The sequence below is a fragment of the Streptomyces sp. NPDC127098 genome (assembly GCF_042722465.1).
In the GTDB taxonomy this organism is placed as follows: domain Bacteria; phylum Actinomycetota; class Actinomycetes; order Streptomycetales; family Streptomycetaceae; genus Streptomyces; species Streptomyces millisiae.
On the sequence record NZ_JBHXFJ010000011.1, the window covers coordinates 63,186 to 89,699 of the forward strand.

Below are 26,514 nucleotides of genomic sequence, written 5' to 3' on the forward strand. Positions count from 1 at the left end.
TCGCCAGAAAGGGTCGCTCACGCGCACCCCGGCGCGACGTCGCCCCGTTCTCGCTGGCCAGCACGGTGACAGGGACACCCCGTACGCACCTTCGGTAGTCGTTCAGACACTGGATATGACGGCGCGATAGTACGAGTGGCACCTGCCGGTGGAACATCATTCCGGCCATCACAACGGGAGGCGAGCCGTCCGGTTTTGACGACCCTTTGAATGTTTGAATGCCCGATATCGGCGCGGAGGAGGAGCGGTCATGGGCAAGGGCGTGCACGTGCAGGATCTGCCGGGCGTGGGGAAGCGGTACGACATCGACCTGGGCCGGCCCGACCAGCGGATCTCGGTCATCATGAGGTCGGGCGGCGTGCGGGACCTCTATGTCTTCGCGACGGCCTCGGCGGAGCCGACGGCCGTGATCGAGCTGACGGAGGAGCAGGCCCGCAAGGTGAGCGCCGTGCTCTCGGCGACGTTCTTCGAGGCCTGAGGGAGCGCGTCCGGCATGCCGCACGCCGACCTCCTGGGCATCGGCGCCACGGTGCTGGTCGCCGGGGTGCTGGCGCGGTTCGCCCGGCGGTTCGGGCTGCCGTCCATCCCCTGTTACATGCTGGTCGGCATCGCCTTCGGGCCCGGCACCCCGGGGCCCGAGCTGGTGCGCCACCCGGGGGACCTGACGGTGGTCGCGGCGTTCGGCCTGGTGCTGCTGCTGTTCCACCTGGGGGTCGAGTTCCCGGTCGACCAGGTCGTCGGCGGCGGTCGCCGGCTGTTCCTCGCCGCGGCGGTCTGCATCGGCATCAACGTCCTGGCCGGCCTGCTGTTCGGCCTCGTCCTCGGCTGGGGCGGCTCCGAGGCGCTGGTGATCGCGGGCGCGCTCGGCATCTCGTCCTCCGCGATCGTCACCAAGCTGCTGATCGAGCTGCACCGGCTCACCAACGCCGAGACCCCGGTGATCCTCGGGATCGTCGTGATCGAGGACCTGTTCCTCGCCCTCTACCTGGCGCTCCTCTCCCCCGTGCTCTCCCAGGCCGGCTCGGCGGCCGGCCTGGCGGCCGACGTGGCGGCGAGCTTCGGGTTCCTGCTGCTGCTCTTCCTGGTGGCGAGGTTCGGCGCGCGGGCGGCGGCGACGCTGGTCGACAGCAGGGAGGACGAGCTGTTCGCCGTGCTGACGATCGGCCTCGTCGTGCTGGTGGCCGGGGTCTCGGACCGGCTCGGCGTCTCGGACGCGATCGGCGCGCTGATGACCGGTCTCGTGTTGTCCAGGACGGACATCAGGGAGCGGGTGGTGCGCCTGGTGCTGCCGCTGCGGGACGTGTTCGCCGCCATCTTCTTCGTCACCTTCGGGCTGACCATCGACGTCGCCCACCTGGGGGCGGTGGCCCTGCCGGTGGTGGTCGCGGTCGCGGTGACGCTGGTGTGCAACCTGGCCGCCGGCGTGGTCGCGGCCCGGCTCTTCGGGTTCAACCAGCGGGGGGCGGTGAATGTCGGCCTGACGATGCTGGGACGCGGCGAGTTCTCACTGATCCTGGCGAGCCTGGCGCTCGCGGCGGGGCTCGACGGCCGGATCGGCCCGTTCGTCGCCGTCTACGTGCTGGCGCTCGCGGTGTTCAGCCCGCTGCTGGCCACGCACTCGCGCCGCGCGGCCCGGCTGATGCCGGACTGGCTGCTGCGTCCCGGCTGGCGGTACGTGCGGGAGGAGACGATCAGCACCTCCTGCACCCACCTGGACCGGATCCGGGTGACCGAGACCGACACCGAGGTGTGTCCGCGGTGCTTGGCGGAGGGCAGCAGCTGGGTGGAGCTGCGGCTGTGCGTCACCTGTGGCGAGGTGGGCTGCTGCGACGACTCCCCGCGGCGGCACGCCAGCGAGCACGCGCGCGAGTCGGGGCATCCGATCATCCAGTCGGCCGAGCCGGGCGAGGACTGGCGCTGGTGCTTCCCCGACGAGACCCTGGTGCAGGCGCCACTTGGCCGGAAACGGACCTCCACGGTCGACTCATAGCCAGCTAAAGATTTCGCCAATTCGTTTATATGTAGTAAGCATCTTGTCGTAGGGTCGCCAGCGGGACAGCAACCGATGGGAAGACCGTGACGACACAGAGTAAGGAAGACCTGACCGCCGCCGACCGGGCGGACCCGACCGCGGCGGCGGCGGAGCCACCCGCGCCGGCGATGACCCATCCACAGATCATGCGGGCGCTGTCCGGGCTGCTGCTCGGCATGTTCGCGGCGATCCTGTCCTCGACGATCGTCACCAACGCGCTTCCGCACATCATCACCGACCTGGGCGCCGGGCAGTCCGCCTACACCTGGGTGGTGACGGCGACCCTGCTGTCGATGACGGCCTCGATGCCGCTGTGGGGCAAGCTCGCCGACCTGTTCAGCAAGAAGCTGCTCATCCAGATCGCGCTGCTCGTCTACGTGGTCGGCTCGCTCATAGCCGGCCTCTCGCAGAACGCGGCGATGCTGATCACCGTCCGCGTGGTGCAGGGCCTCGGCGTCGGCGGCCTGGTGGGCCTCTCGCAGATCGTCCTGGCCGCGATGATCCCGCCGCGGGAGCGTGGCCGCTACAGCGGCTACCTGGGCGCGACCTTCGCCGTGGCCACCGTCAGCGGCCCGCTGATCGGCGGCGTGATCACCGACACCCCGGGCCTCGGCTGGCGCTGGTGCTTCTACATCGGCGTCCCGTTCGCGCTGGCCTCGCTGCTGGTGCTCCAGCGCACGCTGCACCTGCCGGTGGTCAGGCGCCGGGTGCGGATCGACTGGGCCGGCGCGCTGCTGGTGAGCGCCGCCGTCTCGCTGCTGCTGATCTGGGTGACGCTGGCCGGCGACAGCTACCCGTGGGCGTCCTGGCAGACCGCGGCCATGGTCGGCGGCTCGCTGCTGCTCGGCGCGCTCTTCGTCCTCGTCGAGCTGCGGGCCGACGACCCGATCATCCCGCTGCGCCTCTTCCGCGACACGACGATCACGCTCACCTCGGTCGCCTCGCTCTTCGTGGGCGTCGCCATGTTCGCCGGCACGGTCTTCTTCAGCCAGTTCTTCCAGCTGGCGAGGGGGCAGAGCGCCACCGTCTCCGGGCTGATGACCATCCCGATGATCGCCGGCATGTTCCTGTCCTCCACGGTCTCGGGGCAGTTCATCACCAGGACCGGGCGCTGGAAGCGCTGGCTGGTGGCGGGCGGCGTGCTGGTGAGCGCGGGCACCGGGCTGCTGGGCACCATGCGCTACGACACCCCCTACTGGCGGATCGCCGCCTTCATGGCCCTGATGGGCCTCGGCCTCGGGATGCTGATGCAGAACCTGGTGCTCGCCACCCAGAACCAGGTGGAGCCGAAGGACCTGGGCGTGGCCAGCTCCGTCGTCGCCTTCTTCCGCTCGTTCGGCGGCGCGATCGGCGTCTCGGCGCTCGGCGCGCTGCTCGCCAACCGCGTCACCGACTACACCCGCGAAGGGCTCGCCGACCTCGGCATCCCCGCGGAGAGCGCCAGCGGCGGCGGCATCCCCGACCTGGACACGCTGCCGGCGCCGCTGCGCACGGTGGTCGAGAGCGCCTACGGGCACGGCGTCGCCGACATCTTCCTGTTCGCCGCGCCGGCGGCGGTGGTGGCGCTGTTGCTCACGCTCTTCGTCAAGGAGACCGCGCTCAGGACCCGGCAGTAGCGGCACGGGCCCGCCGCGCGACGCGTGCGGGCCCGGCCGTCAGGCCAGCAGGAAGTCCGCCTCCCCCTGCTTGGCGCCGCGGATGAAGGTCTCGATCTCGTGCTGGGTGTAGATCAGTGCCGGCCCGTCGGGGTCGGTGGACTGGCGCAGGGCCACCCGGCCGTCGGCCAGTTTCATGGCCTCGACGCAGTTGCCGCCGTTCGTCCCGCTCCAGGGCTTGCGCCAGCCCTCGGTCCCCAACTCCCTGGCCGGCATCCCGTTGTATATGCGTTCCGTGGTGCGCGCCCGGGGGCGCGTCTCGTCACCCATGCGGTGTCAGAGCTCCTTGCGAATGTCACCGAGGATCGCCGCGGTGTCCTGAACGGGTGCGGCCTGCGCGCCCATGCGGTCGAGCACCTCGAGGTAGGCCACGGTGTCGGGCCGTTCGTCCAGGTAGGCCGCGCCGGTCAGCCCCTCGGCGTAGATGATGTCCGGCAGTTCCGGGATCTCGAATCTGAAGAGCTGGAACGGCCCGAACATGCCGGGGTGCGGCCCGGCGCTGAGCGGCATGATCTGCAGCGTGACGTTCGGCAGCGACGTCGCCTCGATCAGCCGGTCGACCTGCGCGCGCATCACGGCCGGTGACCCGACCCTGCGCCGCAGCACGTGCTCCTCGACCACGGCCCACAGCAGCGGGGCGTGCGGCCGGCGAAGCAACTCCTGACGCGCCATGCGCAGGTCCACCCTGCGCTCGATCTCCTCGGCCGGGGCGCCCGGAAAACCTGTTCTGAACAGGACTCTGGCATAGTCCGGGGTTTGCAGAAGCCCCGGGACGCAGTGCGGTTCATAGGCCCTGATCAGGCTGGCCTCGCCCTCCAGGCTCACATAGAGGGAGAACCAGTCGGGGGTGACGTCGCGGAACCGCTGCCACCAGCCGGGGCGGTTGGCCTCCTCGACCAGCTCCATGAAGGAGACCACCTCGGCGCCCTCGACGCCGTAGAGCTCCAACAGGGCCTTGACGTACAGCGGCTTGAGGCCGACCTCGGCCTTCTCCATGCGCCGCACGGTGGTGGCGTTGACGCTGAGCGCGCGGGCGGCGTCGGCGAAGCTGCGACCGGCCCGCTCCCGCAGGTCGCGCAGCCGCATGCCGAGGACGATCTGCCCAACGGTCGGCCCAGAACGCGCCTCTGCCACGTCGCCCTCCTCCGGCCTCGCCAAGTCCCCCGACCCTGGCAGAAGTTTGCCACACCCCGTAGCGGCATCGACAGAGATCCTCTGACTTTCTGCAAATTGCAGAACTCCCCTTGCGCTTGCGTAGCGTCGTTGCCCATAGTTATCAAGTGACCCGGCTCACGATGGCTCAGGCCCCATGGAAGGCGACCCCGCACGTGTCCCCACTTCACGGCACGACGCGCATTCCCCAGCCCCGTCGCGCGGATCGCCGCCCGCCGAGCCCGCCGGGCGAGCGGATCGACCTGCCGGCGGTCGCCACCTCCGTCGCCGCGGCGCGCAGCCGCGTGCGGGCCCGCCTCCATCACTGGGGGCTGCCGGAGTCGGTCACCGACACCGCGCAACTGGTCGTCTCCGAGCTGGTGACCAACGCCATCCTGCACACGCGCAGTGACCGGGTGGTGTGCTGGCTGGTGGCACAGAGCTCCGGGGTGCGGATCGAGGTCACCGACCAGGGCCACGGCATGGCCCCCCGGGTGCCGCGCCAGGCGAGCTCGGAGGCGGAGGGCGGCCGGGGCCTCGTGCTGCTCGACTCGCTGGCGGTGCGCTGGGGCGTCATCCCGCCGGGACACGTGTCGGGTTGCACCGTGTGGGCCGAGATACGCCCCTGAGGGGCGGCGGTTCGGGACCCGCCGGTCGCCGAGATCAAAATTGGATAACTTCCGCCACGCGCGCCACAACCTTTTACGAGTGTGGTTTCCGGAGTGCACACGCACGGTCACGGCGCGCTATGGTGCGCGCGTGTCGCGCATCCCCCCTCTTCCGCGTCCACCCCGCCCGGTCCTCATCGGCGGCGTGCTGGCGCTCGGTCTCGGCGGTCTGTCCCTCGGTTGGATCCTGCTCTTCGGCCCGCTCGGCGGGGAGATAGCGCAGGGCACCAGCGTCCAGGGCGTGGACATCGGCGGTCTCTCAGCCGAGGAGGCGGAGGACCGGCTGTCGGTCGAGCTCGCCGACTCGTGGGCCGCCCCCCTCCCGGTGTTGCTGGGCGGCGAGCAGACCGAACGGCACGCCGTCGAGCCGGCCACCGCCGGCCTCCGCGTCGACGTCGGGGCGACCGTCGCCCAGGCCGACCGCCCCGGCCTGCTGCGTCGCCTCTTCGGCGCCGGCGGCGGCGAGTTGGAGCCCGTGGTCACCCAGGACACGGCCGCCGCCAGGACCGGGCTCACCGCGCTCGCCAACTCCTGGCAGAGCGCCGTCCAGGAGGGCGCGGTGGCCTTCGTGGACGGCGAGGTCGAGGTCACCGAGCCGGAGGCGGGCATCGTGCTCGACGTGACCGGCTCTCTCGCTCCGCTGCGGGACGCCTATCCCTTCGACACCGACGCGGGGCCCGTGCGGCTGCCGGTCTGGCAGGCCGAGCCGCGCACCGACCGGCGCGAGGTGGACCGGGCCGTCGCCGAGTTCGCCGAGCCGGCGATGTCGGGCCCCGTCACCCTCACCGCCGGCGACCGCGGCATCCCGATACCGCCGGCCGTGATCGGCGACCACCTGGCGCTCACCGCCGACCAGCTCGGCACGCTGCGCCCGGAGTTGGATGGCGAGGGGCTGGCCGGGGACGAGCGCCTCGCCGAGGCGTTCGCCGCGGCCGCCGTCGAGCCCGTCGAGGGCACCCTGCGGCTCGACGGCGACCGGGTGGTCTTCGACGAACCGGGCGAGCCCGGCAGCCAGGTGGCCCCTGAGGCCGTCGGCGAGGCCGTGTTACCGCTGCTGACCAGGGTCGGCGACGCGGCCCGCACCGGCCCCGTGGACACCGAGCCGGTCGAGCCCACGCTCAGCCGCGACACCTACCGGGAGCTGGGCCTGGTCGAGGAGATGTCCTCGTTCACCGTCGAGTTCGAGCCCGCCGACTACCGCACCACCAACATCGGCCGCGCCGCCGAACTGATCGACGGCTCGCTGGTGCTGCCGGACGACACCTGGAGCTTCAACGACCGGGTCGGCGAGCGCACCGAGGAGAACGGCTTCGTCGAGGGCGTCATCATCCTCGACGACCGGTACCAGCGCGCCCAGGGCGGCGGCGTCTCGGCCGTGGCCACCACCGTCTACAACGCGATCTTCTTCGCCGGCGTCAAGCCGCTCGAACACGGCGCGCACTCCTTCTACATCGAGCGCTATCCGGAGGGCCGCGAGGCCACCGTCGCCTGGGGCAGCCTCGACCTGAGCTTCCTCAACGACTCGGGCAACGCCGTCTACATCCTGGCCGACGCCACCGACACCTCGGTCACCGTCACCTTCCTCGGCACCAGGAAGTACGACCAGGTCCGCGCCGACACAGGACCGCGCGAGAACGTCCGGGAACCCGAGACCCGCAGGGGCGAGGGCGAGGACTGTGTGCCGCAGCCCCCGCTCGAGGGCTTCGACGTCGAGGTCCAGCGGGTCTTCGTCGACGACGGCGAGGAGGTCGGCCGGGAGAGCTACACCACCAGCTACGTGCCGCGTGACGAGATCCTGTGCCCGGTCACGGCGTCCGGCTCCGTCTCGGCGCGGGAGGCCGAACCCGACCCGGCCCCGGCACAGGACCCGCGCCTCCCCGGCGGCGGCTGGCCCTGGTGGTACGGGGGCCCGGCCTACTGACCCCGGCGCCCCGGGCGCCCTCAGGCCGGGGTGAGGACGTCGATGAAGCTGAACGCGGGGACGTCGAGGAGGCGGCGGTCGACGATCCGCCAACCGCTCTCCTCGATGGCGGTCGACCACTCGTCGATGGTCGGCACGAGCTGCCCCATCACGCTGTGCACGGTCTCGAACCCCAGCGTGAACATGGGGTGTTCGGGACCGTCGAGGCCGGTGGAGCGGCAGGTGTCGCCAAGGATCAGGTTCCTGGCCGAAGGGAAGACGGTCCGCAACCGACGCAGCGTGCGCACGCAGTTCTGCCTGGGCCACAGGTCGTGTCCCATCAGGAAGCAGGTCACCGTGTCGACCTGCCCGTACTCGGGCCGCGGGCCCATGGTGACGAGGTCGTCCTGGAGCAGCGTGACCCGGTCGGCGAAACCAGCCTCGCGCACCGCCTCCCTGGCGAGGCTGATCGCGCTCGCCGACCTGTCGACGCCGATCAGCCGCAGCTCGGTCCTGAGCGCCGCGAGCATCCGCAGCCGCTCCCCGCCACCGCAGCCCAGGTCGGCGACGGTGCCGAACTCCAGCTTCTCGAGCATGTCGCGGAGCGGCGGGTCGAAGTAGGTCTGGGTGATGTTGCGGCAGGCCACGCTGAGGGCCCGGGCGTCCCGCCGCACGAAGCCGCCCTGCCGCAGGCTGTTGACCACCTTGACCGGCAGCGTGGTGAGCAGCTCGCCGCAGCCCCGGGTCAGCCAGTAGAAGAAGGCGCGGGCCCGGAACGCGTCGTCGAAGCCGATGTCGGTCTCGGCCACCCTCCGCTCCGCGTCGAGCGTGACGATGCGGCGGCTGGAGAGGGCGACCAGGATGGCCCGCACCGTGTGCGGGTGCGCGTCCCGCCGCTCGGCGAAGTCGACTATGTCGACACGTCGCTTCTGGTCCAGCTCGTCGAGCAGCCCGATCTCCCACGCGGCGCTCAGCGCGGCCGAGGCGATGGCCCCGTTGAACGTGTCGGCGCAGTAGCGCGCCCCCTCCGGCAGCCGCTGCTGGGATGTCGTCATCGCATGCCCCTGTTTTCTGTGCTTCCTAGGGTTTCGGCGTTGTCCCCAGCCTGTGGCGGGGCCGCGACACGCGCATGCGGGGCCGGGCGAAATGCGACCGTTCGGGTGAGGGCTAGGCGGGCGCGCAGGGCGTGCCGGTGACCAGGGCGGTGGTGGCCCGGTCGATGGTGGAGTCAAGACGGTCGCGGGCCCGCGTCAACTCGCCGATCCTGGCGGTGATCCGGTCCCGCTCGGCGGCCAGCGCCGCCAGCACCTCGGGCGTCGACTCGCCGGTGGAGATGCACGGCAACAGGGCGAGGATCGCCCGGCTCGTGAGCCCGGCGGCGTACAGCTCCTGGATCATCAGCACCCGGTCCACGGCGCGCTCCGGGTAGTGCCGCTGTCCCGCGGGGCTGCGCTCGGGCACCAGCAGCCGCTGCTCCTCGTAGTAGCGCAGCGCCCGCACGCTGACACCCGTCCGTGCGGCGAGCTCGCCGATCCGCATCGCGCCTCCCCGGTGATCCCGGTCACCCCGACTTGCCTCTGACGTTAACGTGAGCTTTTAGCGTAGCCGTCGCGCGCGCAGTTCGGTCCATCCCTTCCACCCACGCGGAGGAAACACCCGTGACCAGCCTCTTCGACGGCTACCGCATCGGCGACCTGCGCCTTCCCAACCGCCTCGTGATGGCCCCGATGACCCGGGCCCGCGCCACCGCCGACGGCCTCGCCACCCCCTCGATGGCCACCTACTACGCCCAGCGCGCCACCGCGGGACTGATCGTCAGCGAGGGCGTGGCGCCCAGCCACCCCGGCCAGTCCAACCCGAACATGCCGGGGCTGCGGAACGCCGCCGAGGTCGCCGCCTGGCGCCCGGTGACGCAGGCCGTGCACGCCAACGGGGGCCGCGTCTTCGCCCAGCTCATGCACGGCGGTCGGGTCGGCCACCCGGCGGTCTCGGGCCACCAGCCGGTCGGTCCCTCCGCGGTCGCGCTGCGCGGCGAGGTGTTCGTCAAGTTCGGCGAGAAGACACTGCCAGGACCGGTGCCCCGCGCCCTGACGACGGCCGAGGTGGCGGCCGAGGCCCAGGTGTACGCGGACGCCGCCCGCCGCGCGGTCGAGGCCGGCTTCGACGGCGTCGAACTGCACGGCGCCAACGGCTATCTGATCCAGCAGTTCCTCTCCAGCAACGCCAACCTGCGCACCGACCGCTACGGCGGCTCGATCGCCGGTCGCATCGCCTTCGCCGTGGAGGCGGTCACGGCGACGGCCGACGCGATCGGCGCGGAGCGCGTCGGCATCCGCCTCTCCCCCGGCGGCCGGGTGTGGGACGTCGTCGAGGAGGACGTGCCGGAGCTCTACGCGGCGCTGTTCGGCGCGCTCGCCCCGCTCGGCCTGGCCTACGTCCACCTGCTGGCCCCGCCCGACGACGACGAGCTGATGGACGGCCTGCGCCGGGCGTGGCCCGGGACGCTCGTCGTCAACCCGGGCGGGCAGATCGGCCCGCACGAGACCGACCGGGCCGACGGCGAGAAGTGGCTGGCGCGCGGCGCCGACCTGATCGGCTACGGCCGGGCGTTCCTCGCCAACCCCGACCTGGTCGAACGCTTCCGCACCGGCGCCCCGTTGCGGCCCACCCCGGACCACGCCACCTGGTACGGGGGCGGCGACGCCGGCTTCATCGACTACCCGAGTCACCAGTACTGACGGTCACAGCCGGTCGTAGACCAGCAGCCCGTCCGCGCGCAGCCGGGCGCCGGCCGAAGGGCGGTGCTCGGTGAGCCGGCCGTCGTGCGCCAGGTGCTCCACCCGGACGTGGCGCGCCAGGACGGCGTGGTCGGCGATGATCCGCCGGTGGCAGCGCCACCACAGGGACTCGCCGCACATCACGGCGGTGCGGACGTCGGCGGCCTGCCGCAGCAGTTCGTCGGTGGCCGCCAGGAAGTCGGGGTGGCGGGCGTGCCCCGCGTACCCCCGGAAGGAGGCGTTCTCCCAGAAGACGTCGGGGGAGTCAGGGGCCGCCCGCCGAAAGCCCCCGAGACGCGGCTCCCACCGGTAGTCGATGCCCTCCTCCGGGAGCCACCGCCGGAGCGCCTCCCGGCTCACGTCGGGGTTGCGCCGGCTGCCGGGCGCGGTCCGCACGTCGACCACGGCCCGGACGCCGGCGCCGTGCAGCAGCGCGGCCAGCGGCTCGCGCCCGACCGTGCCGTGCCCGAACGTCAGCAGTGTCACCGGCGCCGTCCGGGCGCCTCCGGGCCGCTCGATCGGTCTGGGACCTCTCTCGGACATCTCTCGGGATCGTACCGAGGAGCGCCGGTGGGCGCCGGTCGGCCGACCCACCCGGCGCCGCCTCAGCCCGGCTCGCCGGCGGGCACCCGGCCGGTGCCGGGACGCGCCAGCAGGGCGTAGGCCGCCGCCATGGCGACGGCCACCGCGAGCAGCGAGGGCCCGATGACGCCGGCGTCGAAGCGCTCGATCAGCAGGCCGATGGCGCCGGGCAGCAGCACGTTGCTGCCCTGGGCCGCGGCCATCTGGACGCCGACGGCCCGGTCGGCCCGGGCCGGGCCGACCCGGTCGGACGTGGTCAGGATCAGCAGCGGGAACACCGGGGCCGAGGCGAGCGCCACCAGCAGCATCCCGCCGACGGCCAGCGCGACGGGCCCGGGCGCCGCCATGGCCCCGGTGCCGGCCACGATCCCGGCCATGGAGGCCGCGAGCACCGGGCCCACCCCGACCTGCTCGGCGAGCTGGCCGAGGCCGAGCCGACCGAGGAACATGACGGCCCAGTAGCCGGAGACGACCAGGCCCGCCACGTCGGCCGGGAGGTCGTGCGCCGAGGTGAGGTAGAGGTATCCCCACAGGCCGATGCCGCCCTCGACGCCCATCTGCAGCATGAAGACCGTGGAGCCCAGGACGAGGCCCCGGCCCGGGCGCGGCGCCGGGCCCTGCGGGCGCTCGGGGACGCGCGGCTTCGCGGCCGCCCAGCGGCGGGTGTTCAGCAGGAACGCGCAGCCGAGCGCCGCCTGGGCGCCGGCCACCAGCACGTAGGCGAGGCGCCAGCTCAGCTCCGCGCTGATCACCACGGTGACCACGGCGGGACCGAGCACCGAGCCGAGCCCGTAGCTGGCGTGCATCCAGGTGATCTGCCGGGCGCCGAACCGGCTCGCGGCGTAGGCGTTGAGCGCGCCGTCGATGGCGCCCGAGGCGAGGCCGAGGAGGGTGGTGGCCAGGAGCACGGCCCAGAGCGAGGGCGCGACCGCGTAGCCGACCACGGCGAGGACGGAGAGCCAGGTGCTGATGGAGAGCAGCCGGCCGAGCGCCATCCGGCCGAGCAGCCGGCCGGTCAGGGCGCTGGACAGCACGGCACCACCGACCCCGAACGGCAGCAACAGGCCGAGCGCGCCCACGGGTTGGTCGAGGCTGACGCTCATCGCCGGCCAGGCGACGCCCAGCACGCTGTCGGGCAGCGCCATGCTGACATAGGCGAGACAGGAGAGAACGAGGAGTGAGGCGGACACGGAGGAAGGACCCTTCGGCGACTACGGACGGGAGGACGTGCGCTCGCCGTGCCACGCGATCTCGCTCGGGCGGCACGCGCGTCACCGCGTGCCCGGACTCCCGGGTGCCCCACATCCGCCCATGTCCCTGACCTCCTGGCCGCTCACCGTACACCTGGACGGCGCCGGCTACTCCCCCGTTTTCCCGTCCACCGCCTCGCGCAGCAGATCGGCGTGGCCGTTGTGCCGCGCGTACTCCTCGATCATGTGCACCAGGATCCAGCGCAGGTTGGGCGACCGCCCGTCCCGCCAGGCCCGCCGGGCCAGTTGGTCGAGCCCGCCGCCCCCGGCCAGCGCCTCCTCGACCGCCCGGCGGGACCGCTCGACGGTCTCCTCCCACAGTGCCCGCGGCGCCTCGGGGCGGTCCTCGGCGGCCGAGTGCCAGTCCCAGTCCCGGTCGGCGCCCCAGTCCACGGTGTCCCACGGTGGCTGCCGGTCCCGCCCGTGCAGACAGTACGAGAACCAGTGGTCCTCGACGTAGGCCAGGTGCTTGAGCATCCCGCCGAGCGTCATGGTCGAGGCCCCGACCGTGGCCGCGAGCCCGGCCGCGTCGAGGCCCTCGCACTTCCACGCCAGGGTGGCCCGGTGGAACTCCAGGAAACCCAGCAGGGTCGCCAACTCGTCCCCCGCCACGGGCGGCTCGGGCCGCCCGTGCTCATCGATGTCGGTCATGGGCGGAGTGTAGGCGGCGGCTCCGACACCCCCGCCAGCGGTTTTCCGCCGCCCGCCCGCTACTGGGCGGTCAGGCCGCCGTCGATGACGTGCTCCGTGCCCGTGACGTAGGAGGACTCGTCGCTCGCGAGGAACAGCACGAGCCCCGTGACCTCCTCCGGCTCGGCCAGCCGGCGCAGCGGCACGGTGTCCCCGATGCCGCCGCCCTCCTCGTCGGTGGCCTCCACCATCATCGGCGTCCTGATGTAGCCGGGGTGCACGGAGTTGACCCGGATGTTGTCCGGTCCGTACTCGACGGCGGCGTGCTTGGTCATGCCGCGCGAGGCGAACTTGCTGGCCACGTAGGCCAGACTGGGCGAGCCCACGATCGACACCAGGCCGGCGGCGGAGGAGACGTTGACGATGGAGCCGCCGCCGGCCCACCGCATGCCGGGCACGACCGTCTTCATCCCGTAGTACTGCGAGTGCTGGTTGACGGCGCAGACCCTGAGGTAGGCGTCCTCGTCGAGGTCGACGGTGTCGACGACAGGCCCCAGGATCCCGGCGTTGTTGACCAGGACGGTCACCGGGCCGAAGGTCCGCTCGGCCTCCTGGACGACGCGGCGCCAGTCGGCGAGGGAGGCGACGTCGTGCCGGAGGAAGCGGGCGTTGCCGCCCAGCTCGTCGGCGACCCGCTGGCCCCCGTCCTCGTTGACGTCGGTGACGACCACCCTGGCCCCCTCGGCCACGAACCGCCGCGCGTGGGCCTCCCCCATGCCCCGCGCGGCGCCGGTGATGACGGCCACCTTGCCGTCGAGCTTGCCCATGCTGCCCGCCTTTCGCGATGACGCTCCGTCACCACATGGTGCCGAGGCGCCGCACCGCCACGGTTCATGCCATGCCGGCGTTTCGCGGGTCAGTCGGCGTCGAGCAGGATCCGGGCGACCTCCCGGGCCTGCCGGGCCGGCTCCCTACTGGCGTTGATCCCAGCGGTGGCCATGGCCCCGTTGGCCAGCACGGCGAGCTGGTCGGCTCGCTCGGCGGGCAGGCCGGCCGCGGCCACCAGCGCACGGAGCTGGTCACGGAAGGCCCGCTTGTGCACCCGCGCCACCTCGGTGACCCGTGGGGAGACGGCACCCAGCTCCCCCACGGTGTTGATGAACAGGCAGCCGCGGAAGTCCGGCTGACCGAACCACTCGTCGAGGTAGTCGAAGACCGCCAGGATCCGCTCGCGCGGGGTGTCCGCGTGCTCCTCGACATAGGCCACCAGGGCCTCGCGGACCTCCAGGTCGCGCTCCTCGAGCACGGCCTGGAGCAGGTCCTCCTTGGCCGGGAAGGCCCGGTAGAGCCGCTTGAGCGGCACGCCAGAAGCGGTGCGTATGGCGTCCATGCCCACCGTCTGGACGCCGGACTCGTTGAACAGCCGCCGCGCCGCCGCCAGGATCCGGTCCCGGTCGCTCTCGACGTCGGCGCCGCCATGGGTGCTCCCGCTCACGTTCCTCCTCCACGCTTGCCCGAGAACCAGCGTTCTCATAGGCTACCCGAGCAGCAAGAGAACGACCGTTCTCTACCGAGAGGGGCATGTCATGACGCTGCGCCCACCCGCCTACCGACTGAGCGCCGGCCCGACGACCACGGCACATCTCCGAAAGGCATGACCATGGCACAGCCGACAGGCTTCGACGTCCGCTACCACACGGCGACGGTCGACGGCCTCGACGTCTTCTACCGGGAGGCCGGCGACCCGGCCCGGCCCACCCTGGTGCTGCTGCACGGGTTCCCCACCAGCTCGCACATGTACCGCGGCCTGATCGGCGCGCTCGCCGACGAGTTCCACCTGGTCGCGCCCGACCACATCGGCTTCGGGAACTCGGCGATGCCCACGGTCGACGCGTTCGACTACGGCTTCGAGAGCCTGACCGCCGTCACCCTCGCCCTGCTCGACCAGCTCGGCCTCGACCGCTTCGCCCTCTTCGTCCAGGACTACGGCGCCCCCATCGGCCTGCGGATCGCCAGCCGCCATCCGGAGCGGGTCACCGCGCTGATCAGCCAGAACGGCAACGCCTACCAGGAGGGCTTCACCCCCTTCTGGGACGTGCTCTTCGCCCACGCCGAGGACCGGGCCGCCAACGAGGCGAGGGCGCGGGAGCAGCTGACGCTCGAAGCCACCCGCTGGCAGTACACGCACGGTGTGCCCGCCGACCGGCTGGACCGCGTCGCCCCTGAGACCTGGCTGCTCGACCAGGCGGGGCTCGACCGGCCGGGCAACGACGCGATCCAGCTCCAGCTCTTCTGGGACTACCAGTTCAACCTGGAGGCGTACCCGGACTTCCAGCGGTACTTCCGCACCCACCGGCCGCCGACGCTGCTGACCTGGGGCCGGAACGACGAGATCTTCGGCCCGGCCGGCGCCGAGGCGTTCCTGCGCGACCTGCCCGACGCCGAGCTCCACCTGCTGGACGCCGGGCACTTCGCGCTGGAGACCCATGGCCCGGAGATCACCGCGCTGGTGCGGGACTTCCTGCGTCGCGTCCACGACACCGCCGGAGGCTGAGCCAGCCGGCCGAGGTCGGGGACCGCACACCGCGGACGGCCGCCGAACAGCTCGTCCGGGAGTGCCTGGACGGCGTCTTCACCGGCGAGTGCCGGCAGTACGGCTGACCGCCGGCTACCCTGACCCGGTGATCGAGGACGGCGCCACCGACAGGGGCAGCGTGACCACCGTCCGGCGGGTCGGCGAGACGATCCGCCGGCCGGTCGGCGAGTGGACACCCGCGGTGCACGCCCTGCTGACCCACCTGGAAGCGGCCGGCTTCACCCGCGCCCCACGGGTACTCGGCACGGACGGCACCGAGGAGGTCCTGTCGCTGCTGCACGGCGAACCGGCCCTCTCCCCCTGGCCGCCGGCCCTGCGGTCGACCGCCGGCATCGGCGAGCTTGGCTCCTGGCTGCGCGACTACCACGACGCCGTCCGGGACTTCCGGCCGCCGGCCGACGCCCGCTGGCAGGGCCAGGAGGACGAGTGGCGGCCCGGCCTGGTCATCCGGCACGGCGACCTCGGCCCCTGGAACTCCATCTGGGACGGCGACCGCCTGGCCGGCTTCATCGACTGGGACTTCGCGGCCCCCGGCCACGCCATCGACGACCTGGCGCAACTCGCCTGGTACGCGGTGCCGCTGCGCCCCGTCGAGCAGCAGCGAAGGGCGGGCATCACCGGGGCACACACCCCGCGCGACCGCCTCGACGCCCTCTGCGCCGCATACGGGGCGCCCGTCGCGGCGGTCCTCGACGCGCTGGACGACCTCCAGTCCCGCGAGGCCGCCCGCGTCGAACGGCTCGGCCGGCGAGGCCAGGAGCCGTGGGCCACGTTCCTGGCCCGTGGCGACGCGGCCGAGATGGCGGCCGAGCGCACCTGGCTCCGCTCGGAACGCGCTGCTTTTCTCGGCGGTTCGGGCGGCTGGGCACGGCGCGCCGGGCTGGTGCCCGGAAGCAGGACGGAGGAGACATGGATCTGCTGGTGACCACCGCCGAGCAACGACCCGACCTGCTACCCCTGTTGGGCGACTTCCACGACTGGCCCACCTTCATGGACCGGGATCCGGTCGCGCCGCTGTACTTCAACGACGTCGAAACGGCGTTCCCCGAGTTCGTGCTGATCGCCGTCGACCGGGATCATCCGGACCGACTGGTCGCCAAGGGCTACAGCGTGCCGTTCACCTGGGACGGCGACCCCGACGAATCGCTGCCGGCCGGCGGCTGGGACGAGGTCATCCTCACCGCGACGCGAGACCGTCTCGCCGGCCGCCGGGGCACGCTGGTGTCCGCCCTGGAGATCTCGGTCCGGCCGGACCTCAGGGGCACCGGCCTGTCGTCGGTCATGCTCGACGCGATGCGCCGCAACGCCGCTGATCGAGGCTACGCCAGCCTCGTCGCGCCCGTCAGGCCAAACGCCAAGCACCGCCATCCGGAGCTGTCGATCGTCGACTACGCTGACGCGCGCCGGGACGACGGACTGCCGGTGGACCCCTGGTTGCGGGTCCACGTCCGGGCCGGCGGTCGCATCGTCGGGGTCTCGGTCCGGGCGATGACCATCGCGGGCTCCCTCGCGGAGTGGCGCCAGTGGACCGGACTCCCCTTCGACACCACCGGCGACGTGAATGTCCCGGGCGCGCTGGTCCCCGTCCACTGCGACGCCGTGCGTGATCACGCCGTGTACTGCGAGCCGTGCGTCTGGGTGCACCACCGGCTGTCCTGACGCGGCTACGCCGGCGGCAGCGCTCCGGTGCCGCGACGGTCGGCGGCCCAGCCCTGGAGCTCGACCGACGCGGTCGACTCGACCTGCTCCAGCAGGAGTTGGCGGCTGGCCTCGTCGCGGTCCGCCTCCGGCACGAGCTGGTAGCGCTGGATCGCCATCCGCAGCCTCGACCAGGCTTCGGCGGCCAGCACATGGCGCTCCGTGTCGTTGAAGAGCTGCCGGAACCCACCGATGAAGACCGACACCCCGGCCAGCGAGGCCGTCACGGCCGGCGCCGCCTGCAGCCCGGCGGCCACGACGGTGGCGGCGCCGACGACCAGCGCGCTCAACTCGATGACCAGGCGCCGCCTGCGGGCACGGTCACGGACACGCGCGTACCAGGCGAGGTCGGCGCGGGCGTATTCCAGCACGGGATCATCAGGTGTCGGCACGCCATAGCGAACGCACCGTCGCGTTCAGGAGTTTCACGTCCACGAACGGCGCCGCCTCGGTGGGCACCGAGCGCCACACCAACGGCCACGTCGCGCTACCGGCGCGCAGCGCCGGGACGCCGACGTAGGAGTACCGCGCGGCGCTCCGGCTGAACGCCTCGGCCGGATACGGCCAGCGGTAGCCACGGACGCTTCCGGGCGGGACGAGGAAGTACATCCGCGACTCCCCGATGGCCTGATGCACGATGGGCCCGGCCGCGTGCCCCAACGCGTCCGCCACCTCGGGCCCACGCTCGCCGACGACACGGACGGCGTCGAAGACGACGCCGACCATGCGGAGCGTGGTGCCGGTCAGGGGGACCCAGTCGGGACGATAGGGAGATACCACCGGTTCGAGTTCATTTTCGCCGATCATGCGGCCATCCTTCCGACCGGCGCCTACCGTGACCAGTGGTGACGGGTCGACATCACAGCGTGTGCCTCGCCACCTGGCCGATGTGTGCGGCTGTGTGAAACCTCGGGAGGGCGAGATGGCCGGGAAGAAGAACCAAAGCCTCGACGGGCGCCAGGTGTTCGGAGCGCTCCTGCGGGCGCTACGCGAGTTCAACGACGTGACGCCCGGGCAGGCGGCGCTGATCGTCGGCTACTCGGAGTCCATGTTGGAGAAAATCGAACGCGGTGAACGGAACGCGAGCCCGGAGTTCATCGACGAGTTGGAGAAGTTGCTGGGCCTGACGGGGGTCCTGGCCCCCACGGCGACGCGACTGCGCGAGCAGCGACACCCGGACTGGTTCGGCGAGTACGCGGACAGGGAGGGCGAGGCCGTCAGCCTCTGGTGCTATGACGCACTGACCATCAAGGGGCTTGTACAGACACGGAGCTATGCCCGCGCGGTGCTGAGCGCCTACTCACCCATGCTTGATGACGATGAGGTCGAGCGCCACGTACAAGCCCGAATGGACCGCCAAGAACTGCTGGCCCGGAAACCGGCCGTGAACTTCTCGCAGGTCATCCTAGAAATCGTCCTGCGTCAGCCAATCGGCGGTCCACTAGTGATGCGGGAGCAGTTGGAGCGGCTGCTTGAGGTCTCGGCCATGCGTAACGCCTCGGTGCAGGTGATGCCGATGTCCTATACATCCCATGCGGGGTTCGATGGCCCCTTCACGCTGCTCGAAACGCCCGATCGGGATTGGGTTGCCTATGTCGAGGGTCAACACATCGGTCATGTCGTCGATGACCGGACGCATGTCAGCGCCTTTCAAACGCGATATGGCATGATCCGCTCGCAGGCCCTCAATCCAGAGGAATCCCGCAAGCTGATCGAGGAGATGATCCGCGAACTATGAGCAGCTCTTCTCTCGTGTGGTTCAAGTCCAGCTACAGCGGCAGCCAAGGCGGGGACTGTCTCGAAGTCGCCCTGGACTGGCACAAGTCCAGCCACAGCGGCAGCGAACCGGGCGACTGCCTGGAGGTTGCCACACAGTGGCACACCTCCTCGCACAGCGGCAACCAAGGCGGTGAGTGCGTCGAGGTGGCCACCGACCCCGTCACCGTGCACGTCCGGGACTCCAAGAACCGCGCCGGAGGCGCGACGCTCGCCGTGTCGGCGCCGGCATGGCGGAGCGTGGTCCGTCACGTGACGCGTTAGGTTCACCGTCGCGTCGGAACAAGAGGTTGAGTCTCCACCCACTGGAGGGTCGACGCTTGGTGCCGTGAGCGACCACAGCGAACTGTTCACTATCGGCGAGCTCGCCCGTCGCACCGGTCTGTCGGTGCGGACGATCCGCTTCTGGTCGGACGGCGGCGTCGTCACGCCGACCGGCCGGTCGCGGGGCGGGTACCGGCTCTACGACGCGGCGGCCGTCGCCCGCCTCGATCTGGTCCGCACCCTCCGGGAGCTGGGCCTTGGCCTGGACACGGTCCGTCAGGTGCTGGCCCGGCGGAGCACGGTGCGCGACGTGGCGGCGGCACAGCTGGACGCGCTGGACGCCGAGATCCGCGTGTTGCAGGTGCGGCGCGCCGTGCTGCGGTGGGTTGCTCGAAGTGCCGGCACCACCGAGGAGTTGAGACTCATGCACCGACTGGCCCGGATGTCCGCCGAGGAACGGCAGCGGATCATCGACGACTTCGTCCATCGCGCTTTCGACGGCGTCGACCCGGATGCGCCCGGCGCCCACCTCGCGCAGGCGATGCGCTCCCTGCCGGCGGAGCTGCCCGCCGACCCCACCTCCGAGCAGGTGGAGGCCTGGGTGGAGCTGGCCGAGTTGGTCGGCGACGAGGGCTTCGCGCGACGGGTGCGGGAGATGGCGGTGGCCGGCGCGCGGTCGCTGTCGGAGCCGCGGGGCGCCGACCCGGCGCGCGTCCTGGAGCACGCCGGCGGCGCGGTGCGCGAGGGCGTGGCGCCGGAGTCGGCGGCGGGCCGGGAGATCCTGGCCCGGGTCGTCGATCAGGATCTCGCCCCGGCGGAACGCCTCCGGCTGGCCGACCAGTTGGCCACCTTCACCGACCGCAGGGTGGAGCGGTACTGGCAGTTGCTGGGCAGGCTCAACGGCTGGCCGCCGGCGCCGGCGCAGGTACCGGCCTTCGAATGGTTGATCGCCGCGCTCCGGGCGCACGCCGACGCGTCGTGAGCGCGGTGCGGCGTCGACCTCTCGTTCCTGCGGCCTGCCCTACCCCGCGGCCCGCAAGGCCGCCGCGATCTGGACGACATCCACATCGACGACGACCTCCTCCCCGTCCCACACGCCACGTGAGGAGATCGCCAGGCCGATCAGAGCCAGTTCGGCAGCGTCCTCACGCAGTTCGTACTCTTCGCGGCTCTCCTCGCCGACCTCATCCAGTTCGTCACGTTCCCAGGCGGCGACCGCCGACTCAGCCACGGACCGGGGCAACCGCACGCTGATGCGGCTGATCTGGGGATCGAGATGAGTGCCGACCGTCGCCAGCACAGTTCGGTCCTGTCGGTATCTCACGTACTGCTCGCGAGCGTCCACCCGCCGAGGGTACTCAGGCCAATCGAGGCGTCGGCGCCCGCCGGCCCGGCGGCGGTCCGGACCGGCGGGCGGGGCGACGTCACGCGGGGGCGCCGAGCGGCGGGTGTTCGAGCACGCGGGGCTTGTACTCGACCAGCTGGATGCGGCCGTCGAAGGTGCGGTGGTCGGTCATCTCGAGGGCGACGTCCGGATAGCCGTCGTAGATGCGTTCCGCGCCCGTGGCCCCGGTGATCACCGGGAACATCACGACCCGGAAGCGGTCGACGAGTCCGGCTCGCAGCAGGGACCGGCACAGGCTCAGGCTGCCGATCGTGCTGAGGAGCCCCGAGCCACTCGACTTCATGGCGCGGACCGCCTCGACGGCGTCGTCGCGGACGAGCGTGGAGTTGGCCCACGTCAGTGGCTCCTCGAGTGAGGAGGAGAACACCACCTTGGACGCTTGCGTGAGCTCGTCGACGGACGCCTCTTCCTCGGTCCTGAACTCGCCCTGGCCGTTCGGGACCTCGCCGGCGGCGAAGCCCGACATCAGGCGGTAGGTGTTCGCTCCCATCAGGTGGGTGGCCTCGGGCTGCTCGCCGAGCCATGCGAGGTACTCCGGGCCCTCGAGGCCCCAGAACCCGGGCCACCCCTCTCCCGACGCGTAGCCGTCGAGGGAGGTGATGAAGTCGACGAGAAGCTCCGACATGGCGGTGTCCTTTCCCAAGGGGTCACGAGCTTTGACCGGCTGGGAGCCACAAACTCATCGGCCGCGCTGTGGGGTAACGAGCAAACCCATGACGCCGCAGCCGATCGTCTCGTCAGAGGAAGGCACTAACGACCGCCTCGCAGCGTGGCCAGCAGCCGCCAGAACGCGGAGCGGCGTTCCGGCGGAGCCGGCTGCGGCTCGGCCGCCGCCGGCGCCGGCTGCGCAGCCGGCGCAGCCACGTCGTAGCGGACCGGGAGGGACCGCAGGCCGGTCACCAACGGGGTGAAGCGCCATGGGAGTTGGTCGGGCGGCAGGGCCAGCCTGAGCTCTCCGAAGCGTTCGCGGACCCGTTCGATGCCGATGGTGACGATCGTCTCGGCCAGTGGGCGGGCCGGGCAGGCGTGGGGTCCCGCGCCGAAGGCGAGGTGGGGGGCGTCGTCGGTCCCGGTGAAGTGCGGGCAGGCGTGGGCGGCGGCCGGGGAGACCATCACGGGGTCGCCGGCGGCGACGGTGACGCCGCCGAGGGGGGTGTCCGCCGCCGCGAAGCGCAGCGACAGGTTCTGCATGGGCGGGTTGGCGACGGCGGTGCGCTCGATCAGCTCGCGCGGGTCGACCTCGTCGAGGGTGTCCGTGGCGAGCGCGTGGACCAGGCTGCCGGCGAGCAGCGCGCCGGTGGACTCGGCCGTGGTCACCAGGATCATGTTGAGGTGGAGGGCGTGTTCGTCGGTGCTCGCGTCGGGGGCGTGGGCGAGCAGCCGGGACGGGATGTCGTCGCCGGGGTGGCGTCGCTTCTCCTCGACCAGCTCGCGCAGGTCGGCCAGGAGGCGGTGCACGGCCATCGGCGCCTCGGGGCCGGCGTCCAGGACCCGCCAGACGTCCATCAGCACGTCGTCTCCCTCGGCGTCCGGGAGACCGAGCAGGTGGTTGGCGACCATGAGCGGCAGCGGGCGCGCGTACTGGCCGCAGAGGTCGGCCATGCCCCGTCCGCCGCCGCCCGCGCTGAGGAAGCTGATGAGCTGGTCGGCGTGGGCCGTGATCAGCTCGCGCAACCGTCCGGCCTCGGCTCCCTCCCCCTGGTAGGGGGCGATGGCGGCGTCGATGGCGGCCCGGGCGGCCGCGTGACGTTCGTCGTCGAAGAAGGTCACCATCTCGCTGTCCACGACGAACCGCAGCGGCCAGTCCCGGGGGACGGCGCCCTCCCGGTAGGCACGCCAGTGGGCGGGGGCCTTCTTCCAGTGCGCCTCGTCGGTCAGGACGCGCATGGCCTCCGTGTGGTCCAGAACCAGCCAGACCGGCTGACCCAGCAGGTCGACGGGGGCGACGGCGCCGTGGCGCTCGCGCTGCGCGGCGAGGACGGCCGGGCGGTTCCGCTCGTACTCGTGCGTGATCAGCGGTTCGGCGGGCAGATCGGCCAGCCGAGCGGCCGTGGGGAGAGGGGACGACACCGGGGCTCCGCTCGGTCGTGCTCAAGATCGACAGGTGCGTGATCGTAGGGAATCCACGGGTTTCGTTCAATGGCTGGAACTCGACTGTTTCCGTGACCGGATGACTACGGCGGATGGTCACGTTGCGTCGACGAGCGGGCGATCCAGCGTAAGAACCGCATAAAGGTTGTGAGATTTTTCGCCGCCGCTCACCCCACCAGAGAGTGACAAGAGGTTAACGAAGAGCGATTTCCGCAGGTCAACGCGTTTTCATCGCGTGGCATGGTTGGAGCGAATTCGGGTAGCCGCTCGCGCATGCAGATTGTTGCCCGGTACAGGTACAGCGGCTGATCCCAGCTACGAGACCGGGTGGGAAGGAAAGGTACGGCGTGCCAAGCGATAAACACGGTTCGGTGACGGCTAAGGACAGGCCTCCTCGGCTGTCGCTGACGAAACCACGGACGGATCCGGTGGTGTTCGGCGTCTCCGCCGTGCTGACGCTGGCCTTCGTCGTCTGGGGCGCGGTGTCCTCGGACTCCCTCGCCGAGGCGTCCTCCGACGCGCTCGGCAAGATCATCCACAACGCGGGCTGGGGCTTCGTGCTCGCGGCCTCCGGGTTCGTGGTGTTCGCGCTCTGGCTGGCGATGAGTCGGTACGGGCGGATCACCCTGGGCAAGGAGGGCGAGAAGCCCGAGTTCAGGACGATCTCCTGGGTCGCCATGATGTTCAGCGCCGGCATGGGCATCGGCCTGATGTTCTGGGGCGTGAGCGAGCCCCTGGCGCACTTCGGCACCCCGCCGCCCGGCACCTCGCCGGCCGACGACGGTGAGCGGATGACCACGGCGATGTCCACCACCCTCTTCCACTGGACGCTGCACCCGTGGGCGATCTACGCGGTGGTCGGCATGGCCATCGCCTACAGCGTCTACCGGCGCGGCCGGCGGCAGACGATCAGCGCGGTGTTCACCCCGCTGATCGGCGAGAAGCGGGCCAACGGCTCGTGGGGTCGGGTCATCGACATCCTCGCGATCATCGCCACGCTGTTCGGCTCGGCCGCCTCGCTCGGCCTGGGCGCGCTGCAGATCGGCAGCGGCGTCGAGGAGCTGGGCTGGATGAGCGATGTCGGCACCGGGCTGCTGGTGCTGGTGATCGCCGGCCTGACCGTCGCCTTCGTGCTGTCGGCGGTGTCCGGCGTGGCCAAGGGCATCCAGTGGCTGTCCAACATCAACATGGTGCTCGCCCTGGTGCTGGTGGTCTTCCTGTTCCTGGTGGGCCCGACGGTGCTGATGCTCGACCTGATCCCGTCGTCGGTCGGCTCCTTCATCGGTGACCTGCCGGACATGGCGGCCCGCACCGAGGCCAGCGGCGGCGAGGGCGTCGCCGAGTGGCTGTCGGGCTGGACGGTCTTCTACTGGGCCTGGTGGATCTCGTGGACGCCGTTCGTCGGCATGTTCATCGCGCGGATCAGCCGGGGCCGGACCATCCGGCAGTTCGTCGGCGGCGTGATCCTGGTGCCGAGCGTGGTCAGCCTCATCTGGTTCGCGATCTTCGGTGGCACGGCGATGCGTCTTGAGGAGCAGGGCGCCGGCCTGACCGGCCAGGCCACCACCGAGGGCCAGCTGTTCGCGGTGCTCCAGGAGTACCCGCTGGCCAGCGTCACCGCGCTGCTGGTGATGATCCTGGTCGGGATCTTCTTCGTGTCCGGTGCCGACGCGGCGTCCATCGTGATGGGCACCCTGTCGCAGCGCGGCACGCTGGAGCCCGGCCGTCTCGTGGTGGTGTTCTGGGGCGCGCTGACCGGCGCCGTGGCGGCCGTGATGCTGATGATCGGCGGCGGCGGTTCGACGGCGTTGGACGGCCTGCAGAACCTGACGATCCTGGCGGCCGTGCCGTTCACGCTGGTCATGATCGGGCTCTGCGTGGCACTGATGCGCGACCTGCGGCAGGACTCGCTGATCCTTCGTGAGGAGAAGGGCGTCGAGGCCGTGGAGATGGCCGTGATCGCCGGACACCAGAAGTACGACGGCGACTTCGAGCTGCGGATCGGTCCGGGCAACGGCAACGGCGAAGGGCCCGGGCAGTCCAACGGGAACGGCAACGGGAACGGCAAGGCGGGCGACGTGGTCGTCCTGGCCGACTGACCCGGCCGGCCGGAGCCTCTCGCGGCCCGGGCCGTGGCCGGCGCGCGTGCGCGCCGCCGCGGCCCGGGCCGCGGCGCGTCCGGATCCGGGCGCTACGCCGCGCGCCGCGCGGTCAGCGGCAACAGCAGCACGGTCCAGCCGGTGAAGACGGTGAGCGCGGCGGTCATGGGGACGGCCGTCAGCAGCAGGCCCATGCCGAGCACGGGGACCGCCAGGCCGCTGTAGGCGGCGGTGAACACCGCGCCGGCGGCGTGCGCGGTGGCGAGCGCCGTGGCCAGCGCGCCGCGGAAGAGCAGGCCGCCGCCCGCGCCGGCCAGCACGCCGCCGGCCACGAAGCAGGGGACCGCGCCCAGGGCGACGGCCAGCCACACCCCGGCGAGGCCGAGCGCCACGGCCACCGCGCCCGCCCGGATCTGCCGGCCCGGCGGGACGCGGCGCAGCGCGGCGGGGGCCGCCGCGCCCGCCGCGAAGACCGCGAAGACCGCGGTGCCCACGGCTGCCGGGGACGGCTGCGGGTCGATGGTGGCCAGCATCTCGGGGGCGAGCGCGCCGAAGAGACCGGTGACGGAGAACCCGCCGAAGGCGGCGAGCAGCACGCCCGGCGGCGGCAGGGAGGCGCCGGGCCCGGTCCGGTGAGCGGGGGCGCCGGTCTCGGGGGCCAGGGCCAGCGGCACCAGCAGCACGGCCAGTGCCGCGCCGAGCACGACGTAGGGCGTGGTGAGCGGCCGGGAGGTCGTCGCGGCGAGCCAGCCGGCGAGCAGCGGGCCGAGGCTGAGCCCGGCCAGGCTGAGCGCCGGGGTCAGCGTGGCCCAGCGGCGTCGGCCGTCCTCGCCCCAGGCGCGGGCGACCAGCTCGGTGATCCAGACGGTGGCCACCGGGGCCGCCGCGCCGACCGCGACGCCGCTCAGCGCCCGGCCGACAAGCAGGCCGGGCGGTCCCCAGGGCAGCGCCAGCACGGCGTCGGCCGCCAGCGCGCAGCCGACGGCGCCGAGCAGCGCCGGGCGGCGGCCGTACCGGTCGCCGGCCCGGCCGAGGGTCGGCAGCGCGGCGAGCACGCCGGCGACGAAGACGCTGAACACGACGGTGACGCCGAACGGGCCGAGGCCGTCGCGGGCGGCGTAGCCCGGGTAGAGGGGGGTGGGGGCGGTGGACAGGGCCATGATGGCGAGCAGCGCGCCCGTCACCGCCAGTGCGGCCGGCCCGGGGCCCAGGGGGCGTGGCCTCATCGCGCGGCGGCGCGCGCCGTCGCCCCGTCCCAGGCGGCGAGCACGTCGGCGGCGTCGGCGACCACGCCCACGTGCAGCGAGACGATGTCGAGCGCGGCCTGCTCCAACGCGGCGTCGGTGCCGCGCACCAGGTCGCGGGCGACCGTCACCCGGTAGCTCAGGTTGGCGGCGTCGAAGGCGGTGTTGAGGACGCAGCAGTCGGCCATGATGCCGTCCAGCACGAGGTGCGTGACGCCCAGCTGCCGCAGCAGGAAGTCCAGGTCGGTGGGGTAGAAGGCGGAGAGCCGCTTCTTGCCGGTCACCACCTCGTCGTCCGGCGCCACCTCCGTCACGAAGCGGGTCCACCGGCTGCCGGCGAGCGCGTGGTCGCCGGCGCCCGGGATGGGGCCCACGTGCAGCGGGAAGGTGGTGCGCCAGGCGCTGGGTATGCCGCGGACGTCGTCGACCCCCGAGGCGCGGACCTCGGAGCGCACGTGGATCACGGGGACCCCGCGTTCCCTGGCGGCCCGGTGGAAGGCGTCGACCGGCTCGACGATCTCCCGGCCGCGCGGGGCCGGGCAGGGGCAGGCCGGGTCCGTGGAGAGGTGCCCCTCGTGCATGTCGATGGAGACGACGGCGGCGTGCGTCGGGTCGAGGAAGTCGGCGAGCTCGCCGGTGGCGGGCAGGGGGCGGCGGGTGCCGTAGACGTGGTGGTGCGCGGGCATGCGGCTGCC

At 72.1% G+C, this 26,514-nt stretch carries 29 protein-coding genes; 13 read left to right on the forward strand and 16 right to left on the reverse strand.

Translation table 11 applies throughout. The features are described 5' to 3' along the window. Positions 1–250 precede the first annotated feature (250 nt). The 3 genes from ACFWI8_RS10035 to ACFWI8_RS10045 all read left to right on the forward strand — a co-directional run bounded on the left by ACFWI8_RS10035 (position 251) and on the right by ACFWI8_RS10045 (position 3,648). Positions 251–478: a potassium transporter TrkA gene (locus ACFWI8_RS10035; RefSeq protein ID WP_311597876.1), complete on the forward strand. Its 228-nt coding sequence runs from the start codon at positions 251–253 to the stop codon at positions 476–478. Between the two features lie 15 nt (positions 479–493). Beyond that, positions 494–1,990 carry a cation:proton antiporter gene (locus ACFWI8_RS10040; RefSeq protein WP_387087997.1) on the forward strand — a complete coding sequence of 499 codons (1,497 nt, stop codon included), beginning with the start codon at positions 494–496 and terminating at the stop codon, positions 1,988–1,990. Between the two features lie 110 nt (positions 1,991–2,100). Next, a complete protein-coding gene (locus ACFWI8_RS10045; RefSeq protein ID WP_387088183.1) occupies positions 2,101–3,648 on the forward strand; it encodes a DHA2 family efflux MFS transporter permease subunit in 1,548 nt (515 codons plus the stop codon). A gap of 39 nt (positions 3,649–3,687) precedes the next feature. Here ACFWI8_RS10045 and ACFWI8_RS10050 read toward each other — a convergent pair whose 3' ends face one another. Together ACFWI8_RS10050 and ACFWI8_RS10055 are read right to left on the reverse strand one after the other, a co-directional pair. Beyond that, the gene (locus tag ACFWI8_RS10050) at positions 3,688–3,957 is read right to left on the reverse strand and encodes a DUF397 domain-containing protein (protein WP_387088000.1); all 270 of its coding nucleotides are present in this window, start codon (positions 3,955–3,957) and stop codon (positions 3,688–3,690) included. Positions 3,958–3,963: 6 nt separating this feature from the next. Next, entirely contained in the window at positions 3,964–4,821 is an 858-nt protein-coding gene (locus tag ACFWI8_RS10055) for a helix-turn-helix domain-containing protein (protein WP_387088002.1), read from the reverse strand. Between the two features lie 194 nt (positions 4,822–5,015). Between ACFWI8_RS10055 and ACFWI8_RS10060 the strand changes: the two genes are divergently transcribed. Further along, positions 5,016–5,468, forward strand: a complete 453-nt coding sequence (locus tag ACFWI8_RS10060) for an ATP-binding protein (RefSeq protein WP_387088005.1) — start codon at positions 5,016–5,018, stop codon at positions 5,466–5,468. 130 nt (positions 5,469–5,598) lie between these two features. Then, complete coding sequence (locus ACFWI8_RS10065; RefSeq protein ID WP_387088008.1) at positions 5,599–7,428, forward strand: VanW family protein; 1,830 nt, start codon at positions 5,599–5,601, stop codon at positions 7,426–7,428. A 20-nt stretch (positions 7,429–7,448) separates the two neighbouring features. Here ACFWI8_RS10065 and ACFWI8_RS10070 read toward each other — a convergent pair whose 3' ends face one another. Both ACFWI8_RS10070 and ACFWI8_RS10075 read right to left on the reverse strand, forming a co-directional pair. Beyond that, positions 7,449–8,462 carry a class I SAM-dependent methyltransferase gene (locus tag ACFWI8_RS10070; RefSeq protein ID WP_387088011.1) on the reverse strand — a complete coding sequence of 338 codons (1,014 nt, stop codon included), beginning with the start codon at positions 8,460–8,462 and terminating at the stop codon, positions 7,449–7,451. Between the two features lie 112 nt (positions 8,463–8,574). Next, positions 8,575–8,946 carry a MerR family transcriptional regulator gene (locus ACFWI8_RS10075; protein WP_387088014.1) on the reverse strand — a complete coding sequence of 124 codons (372 nt, stop codon included), beginning with the start codon at positions 8,944–8,946 and terminating at the stop codon, positions 8,575–8,577. A 119-nt stretch (positions 8,947–9,065) separates the two neighbouring features. On the opposite strand from ACFWI8_RS10075, the gene ACFWI8_RS10080 reads away from it, so the two are divergent. After that, the gene (locus tag ACFWI8_RS10080; protein WP_387088017.1) at positions 9,066–10,145 is read left to right on the forward strand and encodes an alkene reductase; all 1,080 of its coding nucleotides are present in this window, start codon (positions 9,066–9,068) and stop codon (positions 10,143–10,145) included. Between the two features lie 3 nt (positions 10,146–10,148). On the opposite strand, the gene ACFWI8_RS10085 is transcribed toward ACFWI8_RS10080, so the two are convergent. The 5 genes from ACFWI8_RS10085 to ACFWI8_RS10105 form a co-directional block, all read right to left on the reverse strand. Then, a complete protein-coding gene (locus ACFWI8_RS10085; protein ID WP_387088020.1) occupies positions 10,149–10,727 on the reverse strand; it encodes a DUF488 family protein in 579 nt (192 codons plus the stop codon). Positions 10,728–10,789: 62 nt separating this feature from the next. After that, complete coding sequence (locus ACFWI8_RS10090) at positions 10,790–11,956, reverse strand: MFS transporter (protein WP_387088023.1); 1,167 nt, start codon at positions 11,954–11,956, stop codon at positions 10,790–10,792. A gap of 168 nt (positions 11,957–12,124) precedes the next feature. Then, on the reverse strand, positions 12,125–12,667 hold the full coding sequence (locus ACFWI8_RS10095) for a DinB family protein (protein ID WP_387088026.1): 543 nt from the start codon (positions 12,665–12,667) through the stop codon (positions 12,125–12,127). A gap of 59 nt (positions 12,668–12,726) precedes the next feature. Next, on the reverse strand, positions 12,727–13,473 hold the full coding sequence (locus ACFWI8_RS10100) for a glucose 1-dehydrogenase (protein WP_387088028.1): 747 nt from the start codon (positions 13,471–13,473) through the stop codon (positions 12,727–12,729). Positions 13,474–13,562: 89 nt separating this feature from the next. Next, positions 13,563–14,141 (reverse strand): TetR/AcrR family transcriptional regulator, encoded by a 579-nt coding sequence (locus ACFWI8_RS10105; protein ID WP_387088031.1) that lies wholly within the window; start codon positions 14,139–14,141, stop codon positions 13,563–13,565. A 165-nt stretch (positions 14,142–14,306) separates the two neighbouring features. On the opposite strand from ACFWI8_RS10105, the gene ACFWI8_RS10110 reads away from it, so the two are divergent. The 3 genes from ACFWI8_RS10110 (at position 14,307) to ACFWI8_RS10120 (ending at position 16,901) form a co-directional block, all read left to right on the forward strand. Further along, complete coding sequence (locus tag ACFWI8_RS10110; protein WP_387088034.1) at positions 14,307–15,200, forward strand: alpha/beta fold hydrolase; 894 nt, start codon at positions 14,307–14,309, stop codon at positions 15,198–15,200. A 127-nt stretch (positions 15,201–15,327) separates the two neighbouring features. Next, entirely contained in the window at positions 15,328–16,167 is an 840-nt protein-coding gene (locus ACFWI8_RS10115) for a phosphotransferase (protein WP_387088037.1), read from the forward strand. Then, positions 16,152–16,901 (forward strand): N-acetyltransferase, encoded by a 750-nt coding sequence (locus ACFWI8_RS10120; protein WP_387088039.1) that lies wholly within the window; start codon positions 16,152–16,154, stop codon positions 16,899–16,901. The genes ACFWI8_RS10115 and ACFWI8_RS10120 overlap by 16 nt, the downstream gene beginning before the upstream one ends. Positions 16,902–16,906: 5 nt before the next feature. On the opposite strand, the gene ACFWI8_RS10125 is transcribed toward ACFWI8_RS10120, so the two are convergent. Next, a complete protein-coding gene (locus ACFWI8_RS10125; protein ID WP_387088041.1) occupies positions 16,907–17,311 on the reverse strand; it encodes an SLATT domain-containing protein in 405 nt (134 codons plus the stop codon). Positions 17,312–17,318: 7 nt separating this feature from the next. Beyond that, positions 17,319–17,747 carry a hypothetical protein gene (locus ACFWI8_RS10130; protein WP_387088044.1) on the reverse strand — a complete coding sequence of 143 codons (429 nt, stop codon included), beginning with the start codon at positions 17,745–17,747 and terminating at the stop codon, positions 17,319–17,321. A 115-nt stretch (positions 17,748–17,862) separates the two neighbouring features. Between ACFWI8_RS10130 and ACFWI8_RS10135 the strand changes: the two genes are divergently transcribed. From ACFWI8_RS10135 to ACFWI8_RS10145, 3 genes are all read left to right on the forward strand, one after another. Then, on the forward strand, positions 17,863–18,678 hold the full coding sequence (locus tag ACFWI8_RS10135; protein ID WP_387088047.1) for a helix-turn-helix domain-containing protein: 816 nt from the start codon (positions 17,863–17,865) through the stop codon (positions 18,676–18,678). Then, positions 18,675–18,980 carry a DUF397 domain-containing protein gene (locus tag ACFWI8_RS10140; RefSeq protein WP_387088050.1) on the forward strand — a complete coding sequence of 102 codons (306 nt, stop codon included), beginning with the start codon at positions 18,675–18,677 and terminating at the stop codon, positions 18,978–18,980. Before ACFWI8_RS10135 ends, ACFWI8_RS10140 begins: the two co-directional genes overlap by 4 nt. A 64-nt stretch (positions 18,981–19,044) precedes the next feature. Continuing rightward, entirely contained in the window at positions 19,045–19,962 is a 918-nt protein-coding gene (locus tag ACFWI8_RS10145) for a MerR family transcriptional regulator (protein WP_387088053.1), read from the forward strand. A gap of 39 nt (positions 19,963–20,001) precedes the next feature. Here ACFWI8_RS10145 and ACFWI8_RS10150 read toward each other — a convergent pair whose 3' ends face one another. The 3 genes from ACFWI8_RS10150 to ACFWI8_RS10160 form a co-directional block, all read right to left on the reverse strand. Continuing rightward, on the reverse strand, positions 20,002–20,280 hold the full coding sequence (locus ACFWI8_RS10150) for a hypothetical protein (protein ID WP_387088056.1): 279 nt from the start codon (positions 20,278–20,280) through the stop codon (positions 20,002–20,004). A 124-nt stretch (positions 20,281–20,404) separates the two neighbouring features. Next, complete coding sequence (locus ACFWI8_RS10155; protein WP_387088059.1) at positions 20,405–21,010, reverse strand: dihydrofolate reductase family protein; 606 nt, start codon at positions 21,008–21,010, stop codon at positions 20,405–20,407. 125 nt (positions 21,011–21,135) lie between these two features. After that, positions 21,136–22,455, reverse strand: coding sequence for a cytochrome (locus ACFWI8_RS10160; protein ID WP_387088061.1), 1,320 nt, complete (start codon positions 22,453–22,455; stop codon positions 21,136–21,138). 392 nt (positions 22,456–22,847) lie between these two features. Between ACFWI8_RS10160 and ACFWI8_RS10165 the strand changes: the two genes are divergently transcribed. Next, on the forward strand, positions 22,848–24,575 hold the full coding sequence (locus ACFWI8_RS10165; protein WP_387088064.1) for a BCCT family transporter: 1,728 nt from the start codon (positions 22,848–22,850) through the stop codon (positions 24,573–24,575). 92 nt (positions 24,576–24,667) lie between these two features. On the opposite strand, the gene ACFWI8_RS10170 is transcribed toward ACFWI8_RS10165, so the two are convergent. Both ACFWI8_RS10170 and ACFWI8_RS10175 read right to left on the reverse strand, forming a co-directional pair. Further along, on the reverse strand, positions 24,668–25,801 hold the full coding sequence (locus tag ACFWI8_RS10170; RefSeq protein WP_387088067.1) for an MFS transporter: 1,134 nt from the start codon (positions 25,799–25,801) through the stop codon (positions 24,668–24,670). Then, positions 25,798–26,505, reverse strand: a complete 708-nt coding sequence (locus ACFWI8_RS10175) for a cysteine hydrolase family protein (RefSeq protein WP_387088070.1) — start codon at positions 26,503–26,505, stop codon at positions 25,798–25,800. The genes ACFWI8_RS10170 and ACFWI8_RS10175 overlap by 4 nt, the downstream gene beginning before the upstream one ends. Positions 26,506–26,514: the final 9 nt, after the last annotated feature.